The following is a 23970-nucleotide window of genomic DNA, read 5'->3' as shown; positions in this document are numbered from 1 at the left end:
TTCAAGTTCAGTAATAGCAATACCGGTCTTAGGGAATGCAGCAAAAGATCGCACAATTGAACTGAAGTGCGAGGTCAGTAAGCATGTACCATTCTGAAGAGATCATCCGCCAGCTTCAGAGCCAAAAGATACTGGCCATGAAGCTGGACCAGGCGGTACGCGCGGTAGGTGAAGAAGTAAAGAGCCAGTTGAGTAATATAGGTGCCGGTGCCCAACGCCTGCTGTACTACACCTCCTGCTTTACTGATGAATATTACGATGTATGCACCCGACAAAACCTGGAGGACGCTCGCTTCCGAAAGGGCATATTCCATCTCGTTTCTCGCTGGAACATCGTCTTTGACCTAATCAACACATACGTTGAGGAGCTGGTTAAGAATTATTCCCCGGCAGAATTATCAGCGATACAGCATGCTCTAATGCGCACTAACGTTTATATATCCACCAGCACGCTAACCTCATATTCATTCTCTGCAGGTGTCACATCGACTGTTTGCCTTTATGTAACCCTTCCATCTTCAGGGTTAAAGGTCGTTTCAGGATTAACGGGCGCGGCTATTGGCGGGCTGGGGATATATGGGATTGTGCAACAGGCCGCTGACAGCGCTCATCGCTTGCAAGTGATGCATCCTGCCTACTATCAAGCGTTGTACCTGCGAGAACTGGAAATGATGTATTTCCTGGTGGAACCTGCTTTTATGCGCGCGGGCGTGCTAACGCAGCAATGGACTGACAGTCAAAGCCCTTATGATGCTGCTGACACTATCCTGAAGCTCATGGGCAGGCACTAATGGGCTTTCTAAGACGCTGGCTCAAATCTCAGGCCCAGTTTTTCTTCTGGACTTATATACCCATTATCCTCGCGTTCATTTTTGGCTATGTCCTTGACGTTTACTTCCCTGAGGTTAGCCAGGGATTCATCCTCCTGTTTTACCTGGTCACAATGGGGCTGGCTTACTGGATATGGCATTGAGGACCATAAAAGCTTCACGTTTGCTAATAAGGAAATGACATGTCTACACCCGCACATCTCTGGCTTGAGGACGAGAACGGCTCGCCAATTGTTGGTAGCTGCATGATGCCCACCCGTCATGGTTCCATAGAACTGAAATCGTTCTCACATGGCGTAACCATTCCGGTTGACCCAAGTTGGGGCAAGCTCACCGGCACGCGCGTCCATCGCCCTATTACGATAATCAAAGAATTTGATCAGACTACCCCACTTCTTTACCGAGCCGTGTGCGAAGGGCGAGTGATGAAGAAGGGGATTATTAAGATGTACCGTATTCTGGAGTCCGGTATCGAGGCCGAATATTTCAATATCGTGATGGAAAACGTTAAGTTCACGACAGTGGCACCCTTCCTGACCCCTAACGGGATGAGCAGCACCCATCTTGAAACGCTCGAATTGCGTTATGAAGCCATCTCATGGAAGTACACGAAGGGGAATATCATTTACCGTGACACCTGGAACGATCGCTGTTGCGCCTGAGCGCAGAAGAGTGTTGAAAGTGAGCAGATAAAAAGAGACCGTTCCAGGGGACGGTTTCTTTCTCATGACTGTCAGGATTGCTCCGGGCAAGCCATAAAGACTTTTTTGACCTTCTACAAGCCCTCCCTGAGTTTTTCTATCCTTGCTGCTTTTTCCTCTTCTCTCGCCAGCTATAAACATATATGATTTAATGAATATGACAAAAGACATTCAGGATGACCGAATGCTCCACCCACTCCACCTCTTCAAAACCCTCTCCGACGAAACGCGGCTCGCCATCGTCATGCTGCTCCGCGAAGCGGGCGAACTATGCGTCTGCGATCTCTGCTCCGCGACCGCCGAATCTCAGCCGAAGGTTTCCCGCCATATGGCGCTGCTCCGCGAGTCCGGGCTGGTTATCGACCGCCGTGAGGGGAAGTGGGTCCATTACCGTCTCTCTCCCAACATGCCTGCATGGGCGGCAGCCGTTATCGACACCAGTTGGAACTGCCTGCGGGAAGAGACGCGCCTGAAGCTGAAAAACCGGCTTCCGGGCTCGTGCTAAGCACAACACATTCACAAAAACAGATATAACGGAGTAAGCGATGTTTCTGGCAGGGACTATTTTTCTGTTTACGCTGGTACTGGTCATCTGGCAGCCCAAAGGGCTCAGTATCGGCTGGAGCGCCAGCATTGGCGCCGTGCTGGCGCTGGCCAGCGGCGTGATTCACATTAACGATATACCGGTAGTCTGGAATATCGTCTGGAACGCTACGGCAACGTTCATCGCCGTCATCATCATCAGTCTGCTGCTGGATGAGTCCGGCTTTTTCGAGTGGGCGGCGCTGCACGTCGCCCGCTGGGGGAACGGTCGCGGGCGATTGCTGTTTACCTGGATTATCCTTCTGGGCGCAGCCGTCGCAGCGCTATTTGCCAATGACGGCGCAGCGCTGATCCTGACGCCTATCGTTATCGCCATGCTGCTGGCACTGGGGTTCAGCAAGCAGGCTACGCTGGCGTTTGTGATGGCGGCAGGTTTTATCGCCGATACCGCCAGCCTGCCGCTGATTGTGTCGAACCTGGTCAACATTGTCTCGGCAGACTTCTTCACGCTGGGGTTCAGCGAATACGCTTCGGTGATGATTCCCGTTGATGTCGCTGCGATTGCCGCAACGCTGGTCATGCTCCATCTGTTCTTCCGTAAGGAAATTCCGCCGGAATATGACCTGGCGAAACTGCGTGAGCCTGCACGCGCGATAAACGATCTTCCAACGTTCAGAACCGGCTGGATCGTGCTGCTCCTTCTTCTCGTCGGTTTCTTTGTGCTGGAGCCGCTGGGTATTCCGGTCAGCGCCATTGCGACTGCGGGCGCGCTGGTTTTGTTTGCCGTTGCAAAACGCAGACATGCGATAAATACCGGAAAAGTGCTGCGCGGCGCACCGTGGCAGATCGTCATCTTCTCACTGGGGATGTATCTGGTGGTGTATGGCCTGCGCAATGCCGGGCTGACGGACTCTCTTACAGGCGTACTGAATAGCCTGGCCGGGCACGGATTGTGGGCCACCACGCTGGGTACCGGGTTCATCACCGCGTTCCTGTCATCCATAATGAACAATATGCCCACGGTGCTGATTGGCGCGCTCTCCATTGAGGGCAGCACGGCAACCGGGTTGATTAAGGAGGCGATGATTTACGCCAACGTGATTGGCTGCGATCTGGGTCCGAAAATCACGCCTATCGGCAGCCTCGCCACCCTGCTCTGGCTCCACGTGCTGGCGCAGAAAAACATGACGATCACCTGGGGTTACTATTTCCGGACGGGCATCATCATGACGCTGCCGGTCCTGTTTGTGACGCTCGCCGCGCTGGCGCTACGTCTCTCCTTCACACTGTAATGAGCCACTGATATGAGCCACATCACCATTTACCACAACCCCGCCTGCGGCACCTCGCGCAACACGCTGGAGATGATCCGCAACAGCGGCACGGAGCCAGAGATTATCCTCTATCTGGAAACCCCGCCGTCGCGCGATACGCTGACCACCCTGATTGCCGATATGGGCATTTCGGTGCGGGATCTGCTGCGTAAAAACGTGGAGCCCTATGAACAGCTCGGCCTTGCCGAAGATAGCTTCACCGACGACCAGCTAATCGAGTTTATGTTGCAATACCCGATTCTGATTAACCGTCCGATCGTGGTCACGCCGCTGGGCACCCGCCTGTGCCGCCCGTCTGAAGTCGTCCTAGATATTCTGCCGGATGCGCAGAAAGGGGCATTTACGAAAGAAGATGGCGAAGCGGTGGTGGACGCCAGCGGGAAAAAAATCTCACAAAAGTAACCCATTGATAATGGCACGGTAAGATCTGCCAACCGCATACCCCGCCCAACGGCTGAGTTGCATCCGCCGAAACCCGGCACATACTTTTGAGGGTTAAGTCTGGTGAGGGTATGCAGGCATGGGTCTTAAAAACAAAACCGCCGTCATCTTCGGCGGCAGCGGCGCCATCGGCAGCGCTGCGGCACACGCTCTTGCGCGTGAAGGCGCGGAGGTGTATCTCGCCGCACGCACCCACGCCAGGCTGGAGCAGGCCGCCAGCAGCATTCGCGCCGCGGGCGGTTCTGCCAGCACGTTTGTTTTCGATGCGCTTGAGGAGTCCTCGCCGCTCCCCGACCTTGCCCGCATTGATATCGTCGTCAACGCCACGGGCTTTATGCACGATCAGGGCAAACGTCTTGAGGCATTAACGCTCGGCGAATTCCGTCAGGGCTTCGACCCTTTCCTGGCCGCGTACTTTAACATTGCGAAAGCCGTGTCATCCCGCATGGGCGGCGAGCATGGCGGGACCATAATTACCGTCGTCGCCCCCGCCGCAAACATGACGATGGCGGGCCACCTCGGACATATCGTCGGCTGCGCGGGAACGGAAGCCTTTACCCGGGCGCTTGCGGCTGAGCTGGAGACTCAAAATATTCGTGTGCTGTGTCTGCGCTCGCACGCAATAGCCGACGCGGTGCAGGCGGGTTCGTATGTGGGGGCCATTTTCGCCGCCAAGGCGCAGGCGATGGGGATAACGGTTGAGCAGTTTCTCGGCGGCGCCGCGCAAAGCACCCTGACGCATCGCCTGCCGACGCTGGCGCAGATAGCAGACACGATTGCGTTTCTGGCTTCAGATGCGGCAAGCGCCATCACGGGAACCACAGTCAATATGACCGCCGGTGCAACCTAGCTCTCGCCCGCAATCCTGCCCACCATGGCCCGGATCTCTTGGCGGGTTAAGGGCGTCCGGTCAGTAACGTAGTGCAGCGTCATCCCTTCGATAAACGCATCCAGCGCGCGGGTGGTAACCGGGTCGAACCACTGCTCCAGCGTGGCCTGGCTCATCTTCATCCAGTCCTGCATCACCGTTTTGAGCGCCGCGCTGCGGTGCATAAAAGCGTAAAGCTGATACATCAGCGCCATGTTGTGCGGCGTGGTCACCTGTGAGCTGTGGATCAGGGTAGTGATGGATTCGCATGCCATTTCCGGCCCGGTGACGCCCGCGAAGAAATCCCGGTACTGCTGCGACATCTGGCGGGTAAACCACGTGAAGGCCTCCTCCAGCAGCGGCTCCATACCGTCGAAATAGTAGGTCATCGACCCCAGCGGCACGCCCGCGCAGGTGGCGATTTTACGGTGTGTGACGGCGTGAATACCGTGTTCAGCAATGGTGTCGAGCGTCGCCTGCAGGATTTTCTCCCGGCGATGCGGATCGTTGGGTGGTCTGCTCATCAATTCCTCACCTGGTTTGTGTACAAATGTACACAAACTTGCTAGTGTTGTCGCTATTGTTGTACTTCTGGTGCTACCCCAATGACGCTGACCTCTCCCCGCAAAGCCCTGCAGCTCCGCATGTGGGCGCTGTTTATGTTCTTCTTTATTCCCGGTCTGCTGATGGCCTCCTGGGCCACGCGCACCCCCGCCATTCGCGACATTTTGTCCGTTTCTACCGCAGAAATGGGCATCGTGCTGTTCGGCCTGTCGATAGGCTCCATGAGCGGCATCCTCTGCTCCGCCTGGCTGGTGAAGCGCTTCGGTACGCGGGCGGTGATCCGCACCACCATGTGCTTCGCGGTGTTCGGGATGATGGTGCTGAGCGTGGCGCTGTGGTTTGCCTCACCGGTGCTGTTTGCGCTGGGGTTGACGGTGTTTGGCGGCAGCTTCGGCTCGGCGGAAGTGGCGATAAACGTTGAAGGGGCGGCGGTCGAGCGCGAGATGAACAAAACCGTGCTGCCGATGATGCACGGCTTTTATAGCCTCGGCACGCTGGCCGGGGCGGGCGTGGGGATGGCGCTGACGGCCTTCGGCATGACCGCGAATCTGCATATCCTGCTGGCGGCGCTGGTGTGCATTATTCCGATTCTGACCGGCATCCGGGCGATCCCGGACGGCACCGGCAAGAACGCCTCAGATGAACAGCATTCGGCCGAAAAAGGGCTGCCCTTCTACCGCGATTATCAGCTGATGCTGATTGGCGTGGTGGTGCTGGCGATGGCGTTCGCGGAAGGGTCCGCCAACGACTGGCTGCCGCTGCTGATGGTGGACGGTCACGGCTTTAGCCCGACCTCCGGCTCGCTGATCTACGCCGGGTTTACGCTGGGGATGACCGTCGGGCGCTTCACCGGCGGCTGGTTTATCGACCGCTACAGCCGCGTGGCGGTGGTGCGCGCCAGCGCCCTGCTCGGCGGGCTGGGTATCGCGATGATCATCTTTGTGGATGTGGACTGGATTGCCGGCGTCTCGGTGATCCTCTGGGGGCTGGGCGCGTCCCTCGGCTTCCCGCTGACCATCTCCGCCGCCAGCGACACCGGCCCGGATGCCCCGACGCGCGTCAGCGTGGTGGCGACAACCGGCTATCTCGCCTTCCTGGTCGGGCCGCCGCTGCTCGGCTTCCTCGGGGAGCACTACGGGCTGCGCAGCGCCATGCTGGTGGTATTAGGGTTGGTGATCGTCGCGGCGCTGGTGGCGCGCGCGGTGGCAAAGCCGGAAACGAAACACACGACACTGGAGAAGGGATATGAGCGTTAAACTGATCGCCGTCGACATGGATGGCACATTCCTGAGTGATGCCAAGACCTACAATCGCCCGCGCTTTCTGGCGCAGTACGCGCGCATGAAGGCGCAAGGCATTCGCTTCGTGGTCGCCAGCGGCAACCAGTACTACCAGCTGATCTCCTTTTTCCCGGAGATTGCGCATGAAATTTCATTCGTCGCCGAAAATGGCGGCTGGGTCGTGAGTGAGGGTGAAGACGTCTTCAACGGTGAACTGTCGAAAGCCCATTTCGAGACCGTCGCGAACGTGTTAAACGACGTGCCGGGCATTGAGATCATCGCCTGCGGGAAGAGCAGCGCCTACACGCTCAAATGCTATGACGAGGGCTTTAAGGCCATCGCGGCAAAGTACTATCACCGTCTGGAAATGGTCAGCGATTTCGACAACCTGAACGATATTTTCTTCAAGTTTGGGCTTAACGTGTCTGATGATGAAATTCCGCGTATTCAGGCGCTCCTGCATGAAAAACTCAGCGACATCATGGTGCCCGTCACCACCGGTCACGGCAGTATCGACCTGATTATCCCCGGCGTGCATAAGGCCAACGGCCTGCGGATCCTGCAGCAGCGCTGGGGGATAGAGAACAGCGACGTGGTGGCCTTCGGCGACAGCGGCAACGACGTGGAGATGCTGCGCCAGTCCGGGTTCAGCTTTGCGATGGCGAATGCCAGACCGCATATCAAAGCGGCGGCGCGTTTTGAAGCGCCGCATAATAACGAGGAAGGCGTGCTGGATGTGATTGAGAAGGTGTTGAACGGGGAGGCACCGTTTAATTAACACTGTGCGGTCTGGTGCCCTCACACTAACCCTCTCCCACCGGGAGAGGGAATAAAGATTAAGGTTGCAGGGCGTTTCCGACGCGCTTGTCTTTCAGGAACACCACCATCAGGCCAACCCACAACACGCCGTTGGCGAGGTTAAACAGGCTGAACAGCCCGTTACCGCCCATCGCGTAGGCATGCTTGCTCACCTCGATACCGACGGTAAAAATCAGCATCTGCAGCATCCCCATCGCCGCGGAGACCGTGCCTTTACTCATCTCGCTGGCAAACAGCGTCAGGCGCACCAGCCCGGCGTTCGCCACGCCAATCCCGAAGGCGTAAATGCTGAGTCCTGCCGTCATCCATAAGTAAGCATGTGATGACGCGACGGTCGCCACCGCCGCCAGAATCAGCCCGGCCGCAATCGGCCAACCACCCATGATAATCAGTGAACGCACGGTGCGGCGTGACGTCAGACGCGCCAGCACCAGGTTACCGATAATCAGCGCGCCAAAGATCGGCACCTGCAACAGGCCGTACTCGTAGCTGCTGAGCTTTTCACCGCTGATGATAATGACCGGTGACTGGGCAATCCACGCCAGCAGCGGCAGGCTAACGAACCCGGTCGCCAGCGCGCCCGCCACAAAGCGGCCATTCTTCAGCACTTCTTTGTAATCCCGCCCCAGCTCTTTCAGCGAGAGTTTCTCGCCGATGCGGGTGGCGGTTTCCGGCATTGCCCGGTGCAGACCAAAGAACGCGATGGCGGCGAGAACCGCAAAGAGCACAAACATCCCTTCCCACGGTGCAACATGCACCCATGCGGCGCCTACCAGCGGCCCGAGCAAGGGAGCGATCAGCGCCACGTTCGCCATCAGCGCGGTAATTTTGATACACACCGCCTCTTCAAACGACTCCTGAATAGCGGCATACCCCACGGCGCCGATAAAGCACAGGCTCACCCCCTGCAGGAAACGCACCAGGGTAAATTGTTCAATGTTTTGCGCCAGCAGCGTGGCAAGGCAGGTGACGATAAACCACACCACGCCCGTCAGCATCACCGGACGACGGCCAATACGATCCGACAGCGGGCCTAACAGCCACTGCAAAAACATGCCGCCGGCCAGATAGGCGGTCATGGAGGTCGGTACCCACTCGATTCCGGCGTTGTACTGCGCCACCACGGCCAGCATTCCGGGCTGGATCATATCGTTACCGATATAGGTAGAAAATTCGTAGAGCACCAGACACAGAGGGAAAAGCAACGCCTGACGACCCAGACGTGAACCTGAAGAAGAACGGTTTAACATGCAATCTCTTTATAATGACAAAATCGCGACGAGTGTAATGAAATGCCGCAGCCCGAGATAGTGATTTATCGAGGATAAACAGAAATAAAGCACATATCGTCTTCGTTTAAGGTTTCCTTAATTTGACAGATTTATGATAGCCCCATTACTCGTCAACGACCCCAAATTATGGCACTCACCTCCAGCCGTTCAGAATTGTCTACGTTACAGACAAATAAGACAAAACGCCTTTACCGCTTACCGGCCCGCTTTTATGGTTATCAGCTTTTCATACTGATAGCCCTTGCCGTGGTGTTTACGTGGCTATCGCGCAATGAAGCGCTCGACAGATGGGTAACCGGCTTCTGGTATGACGCGGCGACGCAGAGCTTCCCGCTGCAGAAAGACCACCTGCTGGATCTGCTCAACCATCGTCTGGCGAAGTACATCGCCATCGCCTTAGGCGCCGTGGCGCTGTTTTACGGCGCTTACAAGCGTAACGCAAGGCTGGTGACGGCAGCGCTGCTGATGGGCGTTGGCGCGCTGGTGGTGGGCCTGCTGAAAAGCATGAGCCATCACAGCTGCCCGTGGGACCTGGTGGAATATGGCGGTAAGGCTGTCTCTTATCCCCTGTTCAGCGCCGTTCCTGCTGACAGCGGTCCGGGGCGCTGTTTCCCCGGCGGTCATGCCTCCAGCGGCTTTATGGTGATGGGGCTGTTTTTTGCCTTCTGGCGCGAGCGTCCGCGTCTCGCCTGGAGCTTCGTTGCGCTGGGCGTGGTGTTAGGTCTGGTGATGGGTTATGGCCAGATCATGCGCGGGGCACATTTTTTCTCTCACAACCTGTGGGCTGGGTGGTGGGTCTGGTTTTCTCAGGTGGTGGTCTACGGCCTTGTTTCCACCCGGTTTGCTAAAGAGTGATAACGCTATGCTAGAGAATCTGAATTATCAGCTGTTCTATCTGATCAATGCCACCCCGGCCTCGCCCGAGTGGATGATCGACTTTGCCACCTTTCTGGCAAAAGATCTGATCAGCATCGTGCCCGCGCTGGCCGCCATCCTCTGGCTGTGGGGACCTCGTAGCCAGGTGAAAGCGCAGCGCCAGCTGGTGATCAAAGTAGCGATGGCGCTGGGCGTGAGCGTTCTGGTGAGCTACATTCTGGGCCACGCATTCCCGCACGATCGTCCGTTTGTCGATCACGTGGGCTATACCTTCCTGCACCATGCGCCAGATGACTCTTTCCCGAGCGATCACGGGACGGTGATCTTCACCTTTGCGCTGGCCTTCCTGTTCTGGCATCGCCTGTGGTCAGGTGCGGTGCTGATGGTGGTCGCGGTGGCCATCGCCTGGTCTCGCGTTTATCTGGGCGTCCACTGGCCGCTGGATATGGTGGGTGGCTTCCTGGTGGGGCTGATTGGCTGCGTGAGCGCGGCTATCCTGTGGAGCCTTATCGGTGAGGCGCTCTATAGCGGGCTCTCTACCCTCTATCGCGCCATTTTCGCTATCCCGATCCGCAAAGGCTGGATACGTGACTAACCCCGACCTGACAGGTTACACTTGAACCCCCGCCCTGCGGGGGTTCACTTTTTTATCCCGAGGAACTATGGAAACACGTCGCGATGACCGCATTGCTCAGCTGCTTCAGGCGCTGAAGCGCAGCGATAAGCTGCATCTTAAGGAAGCCGCCAACCTCCTCGGCGTCTCAGAGATGACCATTCGTCGGGATCTGAACAGCGAGAGCGCGCCCGTCGTGCTGCTGGGCGGATACATTGTGCTTGAGCCACGCAGCGCCAGCCATTATCTGATCAGCGACCAGAAGACACGCCTGGTGGAGGAGAAACGCAAAGCCGCGCGGCTTGCGGCCTCACTGGTACAGCCGCACCAGACGCTGTTTTTTGACTGCGGTACCACCACGCCGTGGATTATCGAAGCCATCGACAGCAGCATCCCTTTCACTGCCGTGTGCTACTCCCTGAACACCTTTCTGGCGCTTCAGGAGAAACCCGAGTGCCGGGTGATCCTCTGCGGCGGTGTGTTTCACGCCAGCAACGCGATCTTTAAGCCGCTCAACCTGCAGGACACGCTCAGCAATCTCTGCCCGGATATCGCGTTTTATTCCGCCGCCGGCGTTAATGTGCGCCAGGGCGCGACCTGCTTTAATCTGGAAGAGCTGCCAGTAAAACACTGGGCGTTAAGCGCCGCGCAGTATCATGTGCTGGTGGTCGATCACAGCAAGTTTGGTAAGGTACGTTCGGCAAGAATGGGCGAGCTGGCGCAGTTCGATGCCATCGTCAGCGATTGCCGCCCGGACGACGAGATTGTGGCCCACGCGAAGGCGCAGCAGGTGAAGTTGATGTATTGAGGTTATGCCGGGTCGGCCTACAACGGCTCGAACGTAGGCCGGGTAAGCGCAGCGCCACCCGGCAAAAAACTTAGCTAAACCAGCTGCCAAACCACCCGTGGAATTTCATCATCACGAAATCCCACATCCGGCTGAAGAAGCCGCCCTCTTCCACCGCTTCCATCACAATCAGCGGACGCTGTTCAATCGACTTACCGTTAAGCTGGAAATCAATCGTCCCGACCACCTGGCCCTTTTTCAGCGGAGCCGTAAGCTGCGGGTCAGTCAGGGTGTAGCTAGCCTTCAGGTTTTTCAGCTGGCCGCGCGGAATGGTCACCGAGCCCGCCTCACCCGCGCCCAGGTTCACTTCGCTCTTGTCACCAAACCAGACGCGCTGGCTGACGAACGTGGCATCCGGTTTAATCGGCGTCACGGTTTCATAGAAGCGGAAGCCCCAGGTCAGCAGTTTTTCGGATTCATTAAAGCGAATGCGGTCGGTTTTGGTGCCCAGCACCACCGAAATCAGGCGCATGTCGCCCTGGGTCGCGGAGGCCACCAGGTTGTAGCCAGCCCCCGCCGTGGTGCCGGTTTTCATCCCGTCCACATTGACGTTGCTGCTCCACAGCAGGCGGTTGCGGTTCGGCTGGCGAATTTTGTTGAAGGTAAACTCTTTCTCTTTGTGGATGGCGTATTCATCCGGCACGTCGTGGATCAGCGCTTTCCCCAGCAGCGCCATGTCGCGTGCGGTGCTGAACTGGCCCGGCGCATCCAGACCGTGAACGGTTTTAAAGGTTGTATTGGTCAGGCCCAGCTTTTGCGCGTAGCCATTCATCAGGCCGATAAATGAATCCTGACTGCCGGCGACGTAATCGGCCAGCGCGATGCACGCATCATTTCCCGACTGAATAATCACCCCTTTATTCAGATCGGAAACGGAAACCTGATCGCCAGGCTTCAGGAACATCACGGAAGAACCCCGCAGCGCCGGGTTGCCGGTCGCCCACGCGTCCTTCCCGATGGTCACCATATCGTCCAGCTTGATCTTGCCCGCTTTCAGCGCCTGGCCCACCACATAGCTGGTCATGATTTTGGTCAGGCTTGCCGGATCGAGTTTCTCATCCGCATTCCCTTCCGCCAGCACTTTACCGCTGGCGTAGTCCATCAGGATCCAGGCGCGCGCATCCACGGGCGGCGCTTCGGGCGCAGCCTGTTCAGCTGCGTAGAGCGTTGGTGCAAACAGGAAAAGAAGCGCAGAGCCTGCCGCCAGGCTGCGCAGAGAAGTCATTTTACGCGTCATAAATGCCACCCGAGTGTCCATTCAAAAATTACGTCACATCACCGTGTCGCAAGAAGCGATGAGTAATAGCGCACTAAAACCGTTAAAGAAACCCAACGAGGGTAAAGTTATTAAAGTTTATGCAATAACATTCAGATACGCTTTGATTAAGACGATTTTTTTGTCTTCTGTTGCGTAATTGTTAGGTTTATCTCACCATGGCGAAAGGCTGACTCGGATTCACATCTCATCGGGAGTAAATATGATTACGCTGTGGGGCAGGAATAATTCGACCAACGTTAAGAAAGTGCTCTGGACGCTGGAAGAGCTGGATTTACCGTTCAATCAAATCATGGCTGGCATGGCGTTCGGCGTGAACAAAGAGGCCGACTATCTGGCCATGAACCCGAACGGCCTGGTGCCGCTGCTGCGCGATGATGAAACAGACGCGACGCTTTGGGAGTCCAACACCATTGTCCGTTACCTCGCCGCCCAGTACGGTCAGGGCCGCCTGTGGGTTGAAAACCCGGCCCGGCGCGCCCAGGGCGAAAAGTGGATGGACTGGGCAAACCAGACGCTGTCCCCAACCCACCGCGTGATCCTGATGGGGCTTATCCGCACGCCGGAAGCTGAACGCGACTATCCTGCGATTCACGCCGCGCAGGATGCCTGCGAAAATCTGTTTGCGATGATGGATGACGAGCTGGCGAAGCACGCCTGGTTCTCCGGCGAGGCGTTCGGCACAGGCGATATCGCCGTGGCGCCGTTCGTCTGGAACCTGACCAACATGGGTCTGAAGTGGACGCCGCGCCCTCACCTTGAGCGCTGGCTTAAACAGCTGAGCGATCGCCCGGCTTACCGTAACGTCGTGATGATCCCGGTCACCTGATTACGCGCCGGACGGGCTGACTTTCAACAGTTGCCCGTCCGTCTCGTCGGTCAGGACATAGAGATACCCATCCGGCCCCACCCGCACGTCGCGAATACGCTGGTCCCGGTCGCCCAGAATGCGCCCGTCCTCCGTCACCTTGTTTCCCTCCACGCTCAGCACGATCACGTCCTTCTCCTTCAGCGCGCCGATAAACAGCTTGTTTTTCCACTGCGGGAAGACGTCGCTGTTGTAAAACGCCATGCCGCTCACCGCGGGTGAGACTTTCCAGACGAACAGCGGCTTCTCGGTGCCCTCAACATGCTCGCCTTTGGCTTCCGGGATTTTCAGGCCGCTGTAGTTAATGCCGTGCGTGGCCAGCGGCCAGCCGTAGTTCTTACCTTTCTCCGGAATATTGATCTCATCCCCGCCGCGCGGGCCATGCTCGTTCAGCCACAGCGTATCGCTCCAGGGGTTCATCGCCATCCCCTGCGGGTTGCGAATGCCGTAAGACCAGATTTCGGGTCGCGCACCGGGGGTGTTCACAAAGGGGTTATCCGACGGGACTTTCCCGTCTTCTGTGAGGCGCACCACTTTACCCTGCAATTTATCCAGATCCTGCGCCGTCGGACGCTGATTGTTCTCGCCGAGTCCAATAAAGAGAGAGCCTTTGCCGTCGAACACCAGCCGCCCGCCAAAATGGTTACCGGTTGAGAGTTTCGGCATCTGGCGGAACGCCACCTGGAATCCCTCGATGCGGGAATAGTCGTCGCTCAGGCGGCCATAGCCCACCGCCGTTCCGGCTTTGCCGTCATGCCCGGCCTCGGCGTAGCTCAGCCAGACGCGGCGCGACTTCTCAAAATCCGGCGCCAATACCACATCCAGCAATCCTCCCTGACCGTTTGCCCAGATCTTCGGTATGCCGACAATCGGATCGGAGAGCCCTTTTCCGGCCTGCCAGCGTTTGAGCTGCCCCCCCTTCAGGGTCACCAGCAGCCCGTCATTATCCGGCAGGAACGCCAGGGACCAGGGGTGATCGAGTCTGTTTTGCAGCACCTCGACCTTCACCGCCTCTGGCGCAGCAAGAAGTGAAAACGAAATAAATAACGCAGGCAGGGAAATCAGCGAGGATCGAGGCATAACGCACTCCTTTATCGGCATATGGCATAAAGATTAGCCACTGCGTCCGGGCGCGTTATCACTTTTACAAAAGCTTAAGCAGAAGGGGGAGTTGCCTCCCCCGGGATCAGTGCTGTTCAAGCTGTTTGTGCTCGTTCAGACACATGATGCATAGAGAGAGCGTTGTCAGGCAGTTTTCAAGCTTCTCCGCGTTTACGGCGATAAAGTTCGGGCAGTCGTGGCGTCCGTTCATCAGACACACCCCTGCGATGGAGAGCACTTCGGTGGCGCGGCGTAGCGCGATTTCTTCGCTTTCGCCGCCGTTCGCCTTCAGGGTCGGTGCTTTTTCACGCATGAAATTACACAGTTCAAACAGGTTATCACGCAGATGTTCGCTTTCGCTGACTGACATATACCCTTTTGCCTTCCTCAACTGCAGGTACGCGGCCAGGTCGATTCGGGCGTTGATCAGCTTGTTCAGCAGATCGCGTTTTAGTCTGTCAACGGTCATGCTCTTTCCTCCTCTGTCAGCCATGGTGCATAGTCAGGATAAGTACATTTTTTGTACAGTTTAATGCCTGGGATCAATTTTTATTAACTGATTAACATTATTTACAATGTTACAACCTCGGCCCGACGCATCCGCCTTGCAAAGAGTGTATAAATCCCCCGCGATACGCTGTAAAATCCCGCCCTGATAACTCCATAATTGATGAATTTTTAACCTATGAGCAATGTTACGCACCAGCCGAAAATCGGCTTCGTCTCCCTGGGCTGCCCGAAAAACCTGGTGGATTCAGAACGCATCCTGACCGAACTGCGCACCGAGGGCTATGACGTGGTGCCAAGCTACGACAACGCCGATATGGTGATTGTTAACACCTGCGGGTTTATCGACAGCGCGGTCCAGGAGTCACTGGAAGCCATCGGTGAAGCGCTGACCGAAAACGGCAAAGTGATCGTGACCGGCTGTCTGGGCGCGAAAGAAGACCAGATCCGCGAAGTGCACCCTAAGGTGCTGGAGATCACCGGCCCGCATAGCTACGAGCAGGTGCTGCAACATGTTCATCACTACGTGCCAAAACCCAAACACAACCCGTTCCTGAGCCTGGTGCCGGAACAGGGCGTGAAGCTGACGCCGCGCCACTACGCGTACCTGAAGATTTCCGAAGGCTGTAACCATCGCTGCACCTTCTGCATCATCCCGTCCATGCGTGGCGATCTGGTGAGCCGTCCCATTGGCGAAGTGCTGGCTGAAGCCAAACGTCTGGCCGACGCGGGCGTGAAGGAGCTGCTGGTCATCTCCCAGGATACCTCTGCCTACGGCGTGGACGTGAAGCACCGCTCCGGTTTCCACAACGGCGAGCCGGTGAAAACCAGCATGGTGGGCCTGTGCGAACAGCTGTCTAAACTCGGTATCTGGACGCGTCTGCACTACGTCTACCCGTACCCGCACGTTGACGACGTCATCCCGCTGATGGCGGAAGGCAAGATTCTGCCGTACCTGGACATCCCGCTGCAGCACGCGAGCCCGCGTATCCTGAAGCTGATGAAGCGCCCTGGCTCCGTTGACCGTCAGCTGGCGCGCATCAAGCAGTGGCGTGAGATCTGCCCGGACCTGACCCTGCGCTCCACCTTTATCGTCGGCTTCCCGGGTGAAACCGAAGAAGACTTCCAGATGCTGCTCGACTTCCTGAAAGAAGCGCGTCTGGACCGTGTCGGCTGCTTCAAATACAGCCCGGTGGAAGGCGCAACCGCCAACGAGCTGGCGGACCAGGTGCCGGAAGAGGTGAAAGAGGAGCGCTGGAACCGCTTCATGCAGTTGCAGCAGCAGATCTCTGCCGAGCGTCTGCAGGAGAAAGTGGGCCGCGAGATCATGGTTATCATCGACGAAGTGGACGAAGAAGGCGCGATTGGCCGCAGCATGGCGGACGCCCCTGAAATCGACGGTGCGGTGTACCTGAATGGCGAAACCAACGTTAAGCCGGGTGATATTATTCGCGTGAAGGTTGAAAACGCGGACGAGTATGACCTGTGGGGTAGCCGGGTTTAATCGCCCCACTCCGCTTTTGTAGGCCGGGTAAGGCGTAGCCGCCACCCGGCACATTTCACTGCACTACCCCTTTATCCTCGGATCCAGCGCGTCGCGCAGCCCATCACCTAACAGATTAAACGCCAGCACGGTCAGGAAAATCGCCAGGCTCGGGAAAATCGCCACGTGCGGCGCAATCACCATATCGGCCCTCGCCTCGTTCAGCATCGCGCCCCACTCCGGCGTCGGAGGCTGTGCCCCTAACCCCAGAAACGACAGGCTGGCCGCCGAGATAATCGACACGCCGATACGCATGGTGAAATAGACCACGATGGACGACACCGTCCCCGGCAGAATATGGCTGAAGAGGATGGTCGCATCGCTGGCCCCCATACTGCGGGCCGACTCGATAAAGGTCTGCTGTTTCAACACCAGCGTGTTGCCGCGCACCAGGCGGGCAAAAGCCGGAATCGAAAACACCGCGACCGCGATGATGACGTTGGCCATACCGCTGCCCATGATCGCCACCACGGCAATCGCCAGCAGAATGCCGGGGAAGGCAAACAGCACGTCGCAGATGCGCATGATGATGCGGTCCCACCAGCCTTCATAATACCCGGCAACCAGCCCCAGCACGATCCCGATGGCCGCGCCGATCAGCACCGCGAACACCCCGGCGGCGAGCGAGATCTGCGCCCCTACCAGTACCCGGCTAAAGATATCCCGCCCGAGGGAATCCACGCCGAACCAGTGGAGCATCGAGGGCCCGTCGTTCAGGCGGTCGTAGTCAAAATAATTTTCCGCATCAAACGGCGCCACCCACGGTGCCACGATCGCCACCACAATCAGCAGCAGCACGAACAGCCCCGCGGTCATCGCGACCGGCTGGCGGCGGAAACGCCGCCAGAATTCAGACCACGGGGTGCGGATGTGGTCCGGTTTGAGCCCCGGCATGGCGTTTAAAACGGCCTGACGTCGCCAGTTCAACAATCGCATCTTACTTATACCTGATGGCCGGGTTAATGGCGGCGTAGAGCACGTCCACCACTAAGTTGATAAGAATAAACTCCAGCGAGAAAAGCAGCACTTCCGCCTGGATCACCGGGTAGTCGCGCATCTCGACGGAATCGACCAGCAGACGTCCCAGCCCCGGCCAGTTGAAGACCTTTTCCACCACGATAGAGCCGCCCAGCAGGAAGCCAAACTGAAGCCCCATCATCGTCACGACCGGGATCATCGCATTGCGGAACCCGTGCTTAAGGATGACCCACTTCTCGCTGACCCCTTTCGCCCGCGCGGTGCGAATATAATCTTCGCTCAGCACGTCAACGAACGAGGCGCGGGTAAAGCGGGCCATCACCGCCGACACGGCAGCCCCCAGCGTCATCGAGGGCAGAATGTAATGCTTCCAGGTATCGGCCCCGACGGTGGGCAGCCAGCCCAGCTCAACGGAGAAGATCTGCATCAGCAGCATCCCCAGCGCGAACGCCGGGAAGGAGATGCCGGTCACCGCCAGCGCCATGCCGAGCTTGTCCGGCCAGCGGTTACGCCAGACGGACGCCACAATCCCGGCGCCAAGTCCGAACACCACGGCCCAGCTCATGCTGGCTATCGTTAACCAGAACGTGGGCATAAAGCGGCTGGCGATCTCCTCCGACACCGGACGACGCGACACCATCGAGATACCAAAGTCACCCTGCAGAACGTTGCCAATATAGTGCAGAAACTGCCTATACAGAGGCTGGTCAAGACCCAGCTGTTTACGCACCAGCTCAATGACCGTGGCATCCGCTTCGGGCCCGGCAACCAGACGCGCCGGATCGCCCGGCAGCATATGGACAAACAAAAACACCAGCACTGCCACAATCAGCAGTGTCGGGATAAGCCCCAGCAGGCGTTTACAAACATAGTTCAGCATGGGCGTTATTTTAAATCCGCATCGTCAAAGCTAAAGCCCGTATCCGGCATGATGTAGAACCCGGTCAACGCTTTGTTATGGGCTGACACGAGTTTTTCCACCACCAGCGGCACCCACGGCGACTCTTTCCAGATGATGTCCTGCGCGTCCTTGTAGAGGCGTGCTTTCTCCTCCGGTTTGGTGGTTTTCAGCGCGTCAGCAAGGTCTTTGTCCACCTGCGGGTTGCTGTAGAACGCGGTATTGAACAGGGTTGGCGGCCAGTTCTGCGAGGCAAACAGCGGCGACAGCGCCCAGTCGGCTTCACCGGTCGAGGCCGACCAGCCGGTGTAGAACATCCGCACGCCGCTCTCTTTCTGCCCTTTCCCCTCAACCTCGGCCGCACGCTGCCCGGCATCCATGGCGGTCACCTGCGCCTTGATACCCACCTGCGCCAGCTGCTGCTGGGTGAACTGCAGCACCTTCTGGGCGGTACTGTGATTATGCGACGACCACAGCGTGGTGCTGAACCCGTTCGGGAAGCCCGCCTCTTTCAGCAGCTCGCGTGCTTTAGCCGGATCGTACGGCCACGGCTGATAGCTTTGCGCATACGCGATAGCTGGCGGCAGCACGCCGGTGGCCGGGGTGGCATAGCCCGCAAAAGCGACTTTCACCAGCGCCTGACGGTTAATGGCGTAGTTAATGGCTTCGCGCACCTTCGGGTTATCGAACGGCTTTTGCGTGACGTTCATGCTGATGTAGCGCTGCATGATCGACGGGCTGGCGACCAGCTCCAGCTTGCTGTTTTTCTCCAGAATGGCGGCCTGCTCATACGGAACAGGGAAGGCAAACTGCGCCTCGCCGGTTTGCAGCATCGCCGCACGGGTGTTGTTGTCCACCACCGGGCGCCAGGTGATGGTGTCCAGCTTCGGCAGCCCTTTTTGCCAGTATCCCGCGTATTTCTTCACCTTCACAAAATCGGTCTGATTCCAGGTGACAAGCTCATACGGGCCGGTGCCGACCGGGTGGAAGCCGATCTCCTTGCCGTATTTCTTCAGCGCGGCAGGGGAAATCATTGCCGTCGCCGGATGCGCCAGAATATTGATAAACGCGGAGAACGGCTCTTTCAGGGTAATTTTTACCGTCGCCGGGTCGACCACCTCAGTTTTGGCGATGTTTTTATAGAGGTTATAACGCTTGAGGCTGTTTTCAGGATTGCTGGCGCGATCGAGGTTAACCTTCACCGCGTCTGCATTAAAGTCGGTATCGTCCTGGAACTTCACCCCGGTTTTGAGCTTAATGGTGTACACCAGCCCGTCATCCGAAACGGTGTACCCCTCCGCCAGCACGTTTTTAAGCTTCATCTCTTTATCCAGGCCAAACAGGCCCTGGTAGAACGATTTCGCCACCGCCTGGGAGAGCGTGTCGTTAGCGTCATACGGATCCAGCGTGGTGAAGTTAGAGCCGACGGCGACCACCACATCTTTGGCAGCGAACGCGGGGGCAGCGGCCAGGGCTGCCGTCACGCTCGCGGCTAACAACCATCTACGCGCTACAAATGTAACCATTATGTTCTCCTGCCTGTTGAAAGTTATAACCGCGAAAAAGCATTGTCCTGACGCGGGGGAGCCACGAAATGACCCGGCCCGACCTCACGCAACGCCACGCGCTCTACGGCCTCGCCGCGTTTACGAATATTGCTCGGCATTTCATCCTGCAGCAGCACGCGCTGGCCGTGACGATGCGCCGGGTCGGCGACCGGGACCGCCGCGATGAGCTTGCGGGTATACGGGTGCTGTGGGTTCTCGAACACCGCTCTTCGCGGACCGATTTCCACAATTTGCCCCATAAACATCACCGCCACCCGATGGCTGATGCGCTCAACCACTGCCATGTCGTGCGAGATAAACAGGAAGGCGATCCCCATATCCCGCTGTAAATCCAGCAGCAGATTGATGATTTGCGCCCGGATAGAGACATCCAGCGCCGAGACGGATTCATCCGCAATCACCACTTTCGGATTCAGCGCCAGCGCGCGGGCGATGCAGATACGCTGCCGCTGCCCGCCGGAAAACTCGTGCGGATAACGCCAGGCGTGTTCCGGCTTCAGGCCAACGCGCTCCAGCAGCCAGGCGATGCGACGCTGCGCCGCCTCGCCGTCGAGCAGGTTATGCACCCGCAGCGGCTCCATGATCGAATACCCCACCGTATGGCGCGGATCGAGGGAGGCATACGGATCCTGGAAAATAAACTGAATATCCCGCCGCACCGCCTGCAGCCTGCTGTCCGGAAGGGTATCAATGCGCTCGCCGTTAAAGGTAATGCTGCCCTCCTGAGAGGCCACCAGACGGAGCAACGCGCGCCCGGTAGTGGATTTACCGCAACCGGACTCCCCCACCAGCGCCAGCGTTTCGCCCGGCCAGAGATCGAAGCTGACGTTTTCCACCGCGTGCACTTCGCGCTTCACCCGGTTCAGTACACCGCTGCGCAGCGGAAACCGGGTGACAAGATTGCGCACTTCCAGAATGGGCTTGCCCGGCACCACGGTGTCCTGCTCGCGTTCCTCCTCCTGCGGCTCAGACGCCGCCAGGGAAATCAGCGGAAAACGACGCGGCAGATCGCTGCCGTTCATCGCCCCAAGACGCGGGACCGCCGCCAGCAGCGCTTTGGTGTAGGGATGCGCGGGCGCGTGAAAAATCTGCTCAACCGTGCCGGTTTCGACCGCGCTGCCCTTGTGCATCACCAGTACGCGATCGGCGATATCGGCGACCACGCCCATATCGTGGGTGATAAAGATCACCCCCATCTCCATCTCCTGCTGCAGCACGTTGATGAGCTGCAGGATCTGCGCCTGAATCGTCACGTCCAGCGCCGTCGTCGGCTCATCGGCAATCAGCACCGCCGGACGGCACGAGAGCGCCATGGCGATCATCACCCGCTGGCGCATGCCACCGGAAAGCTGATGCGGGTAGCGGCCGAGAATGGCCTGCGCCTCCGGAATGCGTACCAGCTCCAGCATGCGTCTCGCTTCCCTGAGCGCCTCATCGCCGCTCAGCCCCTGATGCAGGCGAATGGACTCGGCAATTTGTTCCCCGACCGGGAACACCGGGTTCAGGGAGGTCATCGGCTCCTGGAAGATCATCGCAATATCCGCCCCACGCACGCCCTGCATCTGCGCGCCGCTCAGCTCGTTTAAATCAATGACCTGGCGGTTACGGCGGCGCAGCAGCATTTTCTCGCTGCTGATTTGACCGCCCGTCTGTTCCAGCAGGCGCATCAGCGCCAGCGCGGTGACCGATTTCCCGGAACCGGACTCGCCAACAATCGCCAGCGTCTCGCCGCGCCTGAGCGTGAACGATAAATTCTGTACTGCGGGGATGAACTGCCGCTCTTCCTGAAACGCAATATTCAGCTGATGGACAGCCAGCACTTCGCGGTTGTCCAGCTCTTCACTGTGCGGCACGCGCTGCCCCCTTATTCACGATAAATCCCCGTGCTCGGCTCATCGCCGGCATAGCCCCAGGCGCGGTACATGCCTTCGCTGTTGAACGGCAGGGCCACGTTGCCCTCACGATCCACCGCAATGAGTCCGCCGATGCCGCCCAGGGCAGGTAATTTTTCCATCATCACACGCTCGCAGGCCTCGCTCAGGCTTAAGCCGCCGTAATCCATCAGCGCGGTAATGTCATAGGCCGCGAGAGCGCGGATAAACACTTCTCCGGTGCCGGTACACGACACCGCCGCCGTCGCGTTATTGGCATAGCAACCCGCGCCAGGCAGCGGGCTATCACCCACGCGTCCGGGCAGCTTGTTGGTCATCCCGCCCGTGGAAGTTGCCGCCGCGAGGTTGCCGGCTTTATCCAGCGCCACCGCGCCGACGGTGCCCATTTTGCTGCGCTCATCCAGCGGCGCAGTATGGTCAAGCTGCGTCATGCCCGCCGAACGGGCGTCCAGCAGCTGCTGATAGCGGGCTTCCGTGGAAAACAGGTCGGGCGATACCGGCTCCATTCCGTGTTCGAAGGCAAACCTCTCCGCCCCCGCGCCCGTCAGCAGCACGTGCGGGCTCTCTTCCATCACCAGACGCGCGGCCAGCACCGGGTTACGCAGGTGGCTGACGCCTGCCACGGCCCCCGCTTTCAGGGTGATACCGTCCATCACGCAGGCATCCAGCTCGTGCGTTTCATCCCGGGTAAAGACCGAACCGATCCCCGCATTAAATAACGGGCACTCTTCCAGCAGACGCACCGCCTCGGTGACCACATCCAGCGCGCTCTCGCCCGCTTCCAGCATTTTCTGGCCCGTTTCCACAATGGCGTACAGCGCGTCGATGTAGCGTTTTTCCTGCTCAGAAGTGAGCTGTGCACGGGTGATTGCCCCGGCCCCGCCATGAATTGCGATTACCGCCTTAACCATTCGCATCACCCGTTAGCCTGTTTTGCGGCTTTTTCTATAAATATCATTATCGTCGACGAAACTTCAGATGATTTTTGAATATAGAAAGACGTAACAGTGATGTAAAGCGTGCACCCTTCGGTCATACAGTTAGCCGCACTTTTCTGCCATAATGGACGCTTTCGTTGTTACTCCGCAGGAGCCCACCATGGATTTTACCGCCGGACTGATGCCGCTTGAGACGGCACTCACGCAGATGCTTGACCGAGTTTCCCCGCTGCATGACGTTGAGACGCTGCCCCTCGTGCGCTGTTTTGGCCGTATTGCCGCACGCGATATCGTCTCTCCGCTTAACGTGCCGGGGTTTGATAACTCCGCGATGGACGGTTACGCGGTACGCCTGGCGGATCTCCAGACGGGTAACGCCCTGCCGGTGGCGGGTAAAGCCTTTGCGGGTCAGCCGTTTAGCGGCGAATGGCCTGCAGGCACCTGCGTGCGTATCATGACCGGCGCACCGGTTCCGCCAGGCTGCGACGCCGTGGTGATGCAGGAAGAGACCGAACAGACCGACGACGGCGTGCGTTTTACCGCGAGCGTCAAAGCGGGCCAGAACATCCGTCGCACGGGCGAAGACATTACCCTCGGCGCGACGGTCTTTGCCGCCGGGCAAAAGCTGACGGTGGCGGAGCTGCCGGTGCTGGCGTCGCTCGGCGTTGCTGAAATCGACGTAATCCGTAAAGTGCGCGTCGCCGTTTTCTCCACCGGCGACGAGCTGCAGCTTCCGGGCCAGCCGCTGCAGGACGGCCAGATTTACGACACCAACCGCCTGGCGGTACACCTGATGCTGGAGCAGCTGGGCTGCGAGGTGATTAACCTCGGCATCATTCCAGACGATCCGGAAAAACTGCGCGCGGCGTTTATCGAGGCGGATAAATCCGCCGACGTGGTCATCAGCTCCGGCGGCGTCTCCGTGGGCGAAGCGGATTACACCAAAACCCTTCTTGAAGAGCTGGGTGAAATCGCCTTCTGGAAGCTGGCGATCAAGCCGGGCAAGCCGTTCGCGTTTGGCAAGCTTTCACACAGCTGGTTCTGCGGCCTGCCGGGTAACCCGGTCTCGGCGGCACTCACCTTCTACCAGCTGGCGATCCCGCTGCTGGCGAAGCTTTCCGGCAACAAGGCCAGCCCGCTGCCGGAACGCGTGCGCGTGCGTGCCGCCACGCGGTTGAAAAAATCACCGGGCCGTCTCGATTTCCAGCGCGGCATTCTGACCCGCGGTGCGGACGGCGAGCTTGAAGTACGCACTACCGGACATCAGGGCTCGCACATTTTCAGTTCCTTCAGTCTGGGCAACTGCTTCATCGTGCTGGAGCGCGAGCGCGGCAACGTGGAAGCCGGCGAATGGGTTGAGGTCGAGCGCTTTAACCACCTGTTCGGAGGCTGA

At 58.3% G+C, this 23970-nt stretch carries 24 protein-coding genes; 14 read left to right on the top strand and 10 right to left on the bottom strand.

Annotation, left to right across the window (positions count from 1 at the left end; all coding sequences use genetic code 11):
- Positions 1 to 83 precede the first annotated feature (83 nt).
- From ABFV38_RS07005 to ABFV38_RS06980, 6 genes are all read left to right on the top strand, one after another.
- Complete coding sequence (locus ABFV38_RS07005; RefSeq protein WP_348958928.1) at positions 84 to 791, top strand: hypothetical protein; 708 nt, start codon at positions 84 to 86, stop codon at positions 789 to 791.
- Positions 792 to 1012: 221 nt separating this feature from the next.
- Positions 1013 to 1492, top strand: coding sequence for a type VI secretion system tube protein TssD (gene tssD, locus ABFV38_RS07000; RefSeq protein WP_348958926.1), 480 nt, complete (start codon positions 1013 to 1015; stop codon positions 1490 to 1492).
- Between the two features lie 223 nt (positions 1493 to 1715).
- Positions 1716 to 2036 (top strand): metalloregulator ArsR/SmtB family transcription factor, encoded by a 321-nt coding sequence (locus ABFV38_RS06995; protein ID WP_048222207.1) that lies wholly within the window; start codon positions 1716 to 1718, stop codon positions 2034 to 2036.
- A gap of 40 nt (positions 2037 to 2076) precedes the next feature.
- On the top strand, positions 2077 to 3366 hold the full coding sequence (locus tag ABFV38_RS06990; RefSeq protein WP_348958924.1) for an arsenic transporter: 1290 nt from the start codon (positions 2077 to 2079) through the stop codon (positions 3364 to 3366).
- 12 nt (positions 3367 to 3378) lie between these two features.
- Complete coding sequence (gene arsC / locus ABFV38_RS06985; protein WP_048222202.1) at positions 3379 to 3810, top strand: glutaredoxin-dependent arsenate reductase; 432 nt, start codon at positions 3379 to 3381, stop codon at positions 3808 to 3810.
- A gap of 118 nt (positions 3811 to 3928) precedes the next feature.
- A complete protein-coding gene (locus ABFV38_RS06980) occupies positions 3929 to 4699 on the top strand; it encodes an SDR family oxidoreductase (protein WP_348958922.1) in 771 nt (256 codons plus the stop codon).
- On the opposite strand, the gene ABFV38_RS06975 is transcribed toward ABFV38_RS06980, so the two are convergent.
- On the bottom strand, positions 4696 to 5241 hold the full coding sequence (locus ABFV38_RS06975) for a TetR family transcriptional regulator (protein WP_348958920.1): 546 nt from the start codon (positions 5239 to 5241) through the stop codon (positions 4696 to 4698). The two genes, ABFV38_RS06980 and ABFV38_RS06975, sit on opposite strands and share 4 nt — an antisense overlap.
- An 81-nt stretch (positions 5242 to 5322) precedes the next feature.
- Between ABFV38_RS06975 and ABFV38_RS06970 the strand changes: the two genes are divergently transcribed.
- Both ABFV38_RS06970 and ABFV38_RS06965 read left to right on the top strand, forming a co-directional pair.
- Positions 5323 to 6537, top strand: coding sequence for an MFS transporter (locus ABFV38_RS06970; protein WP_048222198.1), 1215 nt, complete (start codon positions 5323 to 5325; stop codon positions 6535 to 6537).
- Complete coding sequence (locus ABFV38_RS06965) at positions 6527 to 7339, top strand: Cof-type HAD-IIB family hydrolase (protein ID WP_196346039.1); 813 nt, start codon at positions 6527 to 6529, stop codon at positions 7337 to 7339. The genes ABFV38_RS06970 and ABFV38_RS06965 overlap by 11 nt, the downstream gene beginning before the upstream one ends.
- A gap of 58 nt (positions 7340 to 7397) precedes the next feature.
- Here ABFV38_RS06965 and ABFV38_RS06960 read toward each other — a convergent pair whose 3' ends face one another.
- Positions 7398 to 8630, bottom strand: coding sequence for an MFS transporter (locus ABFV38_RS06960; protein ID WP_348958918.1), 1233 nt, complete (start codon positions 8628 to 8630; stop codon positions 7398 to 7400).
- A 168-nt stretch (positions 8631 to 8798) separates the two neighbouring features.
- Between ABFV38_RS06960 and ABFV38_RS06955 the strand changes: the two genes are divergently transcribed.
- From ABFV38_RS06955 to deoR, 3 genes are all read left to right on the top strand, one after another.
- On the top strand, positions 8799 to 9527 hold the full coding sequence (locus ABFV38_RS06955) for a phosphatase PAP2 family protein (protein WP_235401429.1): 729 nt from the start codon (positions 8799 to 8801) through the stop codon (positions 9525 to 9527).
- A gap of 7 nt (positions 9528 to 9534) precedes the next feature.
- Complete coding sequence (gene ybjG, locus ABFV38_RS06950; RefSeq protein WP_045908451.1) at positions 9535 to 10143, top strand: undecaprenyl-diphosphate phosphatase; 609 nt, start codon at positions 9535 to 9537, stop codon at positions 10141 to 10143.
- Positions 10144 to 10210: 67 nt separating this feature from the next.
- A complete protein-coding gene (gene deoR, locus ABFV38_RS06945; protein ID WP_348958916.1) occupies positions 10211 to 10969 on the top strand; it encodes a DNA-binding transcriptional repressor DeoR in 759 nt (252 codons plus the stop codon).
- Positions 10970 to 11039: 70 nt separating this feature from the next.
- Here deoR and dacC read toward each other — a convergent pair whose 3' ends face one another.
- Positions 11040 to 12245, bottom strand: a complete 1206-nt coding sequence (gene dacC / locus ABFV38_RS06940) for a serine-type D-Ala-D-Ala carboxypeptidase (RefSeq protein ID WP_008501207.1) — start codon at positions 12243 to 12245, stop codon at positions 11040 to 11042.
- A gap of 241 nt (positions 12246 to 12486) precedes the next feature.
- Between dacC and ABFV38_RS06935 the strand changes: the two genes are divergently transcribed.
- The gene (locus ABFV38_RS06935) at positions 12487 to 13113 is read left to right on the top strand and encodes a glutathione S-transferase family protein (protein WP_023326978.1); all 627 of its coding nucleotides are present in this window, start codon (positions 12487 to 12489) and stop codon (positions 13111 to 13113) included.
- Here ABFV38_RS06935 and ABFV38_RS06930 read toward each other — a convergent pair whose 3' ends face one another.
- Together ABFV38_RS06930 and bssR are read right to left on the bottom strand one after the other, a co-directional pair.
- On the bottom strand, positions 13114 to 14232 hold the full coding sequence (locus tag ABFV38_RS06930) for a PQQ-dependent sugar dehydrogenase (protein WP_348958914.1): 1119 nt from the start codon (positions 14230 to 14232) through the stop codon (positions 13114 to 13116).
- Between the two features lie 106 nt (positions 14233 to 14338).
- Positions 14339 to 14722, bottom strand: coding sequence for a biofilm formation regulator BssR (bssR, locus tag ABFV38_RS06925; protein ID WP_008501204.1), 384 nt, complete (start codon positions 14720 to 14722; stop codon positions 14339 to 14341).
- A gap of 216 nt (positions 14723 to 14938) precedes the next feature.
- Here bssR and rimO point away from each other — a divergent pair, with 216 nt between their 5' ends.
- The gene (rimO, locus tag ABFV38_RS06920; RefSeq protein WP_008501203.1) at positions 14939 to 16264 is read left to right on the top strand and encodes a 30S ribosomal protein S12 methylthiotransferase RimO; all 1326 of its coding nucleotides are present in this window, start codon (positions 14939 to 14941) and stop codon (positions 16262 to 16264) included.
- Positions 16265 to 16327: 63 nt separating this feature from the next.
- On the opposite strand, the gene gsiD is transcribed toward rimO, so the two are convergent.
- From gsiD to iaaA, 5 genes are read right to left on the bottom strand one after another with little or no spacing between them, the layout of a single operon-like run.
- Positions 16328 to 17239, bottom strand: coding sequence for a glutathione ABC transporter permease GsiD (gene gsiD / locus ABFV38_RS06915; protein ID WP_021240948.1), 912 nt, complete (start codon positions 17237 to 17239; stop codon positions 16328 to 16330).
- Between the two features lies 1 nt (position 17240).
- Positions 17241 to 18161 (bottom strand): glutathione ABC transporter permease GsiC, encoded by a 921-nt coding sequence (gene gsiC / locus ABFV38_RS06910; protein WP_048222187.1) that lies wholly within the window; start codon positions 18159 to 18161, stop codon positions 17241 to 17243.
- Positions 18162 to 18166: 5 nt separating this feature from the next.
- On the bottom strand, positions 18167 to 19705 hold the full coding sequence (gsiB, locus tag ABFV38_RS06905; RefSeq protein ID WP_348958913.1) for a glutathione ABC transporter substrate-binding protein GsiB: 1539 nt from the start codon (positions 19703 to 19705) through the stop codon (positions 18167 to 18169).
- A gap of 23 nt (positions 19706 to 19728) precedes the next feature.
- Positions 19729 to 21600 (bottom strand): glutathione ABC transporter ATP-binding protein GsiA, encoded by a 1872-nt coding sequence (gene gsiA / locus ABFV38_RS06900; protein ID WP_348958912.1) that lies wholly within the window; start codon positions 21598 to 21600, stop codon positions 19729 to 19731.
- 11 nt (positions 21601 to 21611) lie between these two features.
- Positions 21612 to 22550, bottom strand: coding sequence for a beta-aspartyl-peptidase (gene iaaA, locus ABFV38_RS06895; RefSeq protein ID WP_348958911.1), 939 nt, complete (start codon positions 22548 to 22550; stop codon positions 21612 to 21614).
- Between the two features lie 187 nt (positions 22551 to 22737).
- Between iaaA and moeA the strand changes: the two genes are divergently transcribed.
- Positions 22738 to 23970, top strand: coding sequence for a molybdopterin molybdotransferase MoeA (gene moeA / locus ABFV38_RS06890; protein ID WP_262752356.1), 1233 nt, complete (start codon positions 22738 to 22740; stop codon positions 23968 to 23970).

The sequence above is a fragment of the Enterobacter cloacae complex sp. Mu1197 genome, assembly GCF_040059225.1.
GTDB classification, from domain to species: Bacteria; Pseudomonadota; Gammaproteobacteria; order Enterobacterales; family Enterobacteriaceae; genus Enterobacter; species Enterobacter quasiroggenkampii.
Note: the sequence above shows the minus strand (reverse complement) of the source record. Positions and strands in the feature narration are given on the sequence as shown.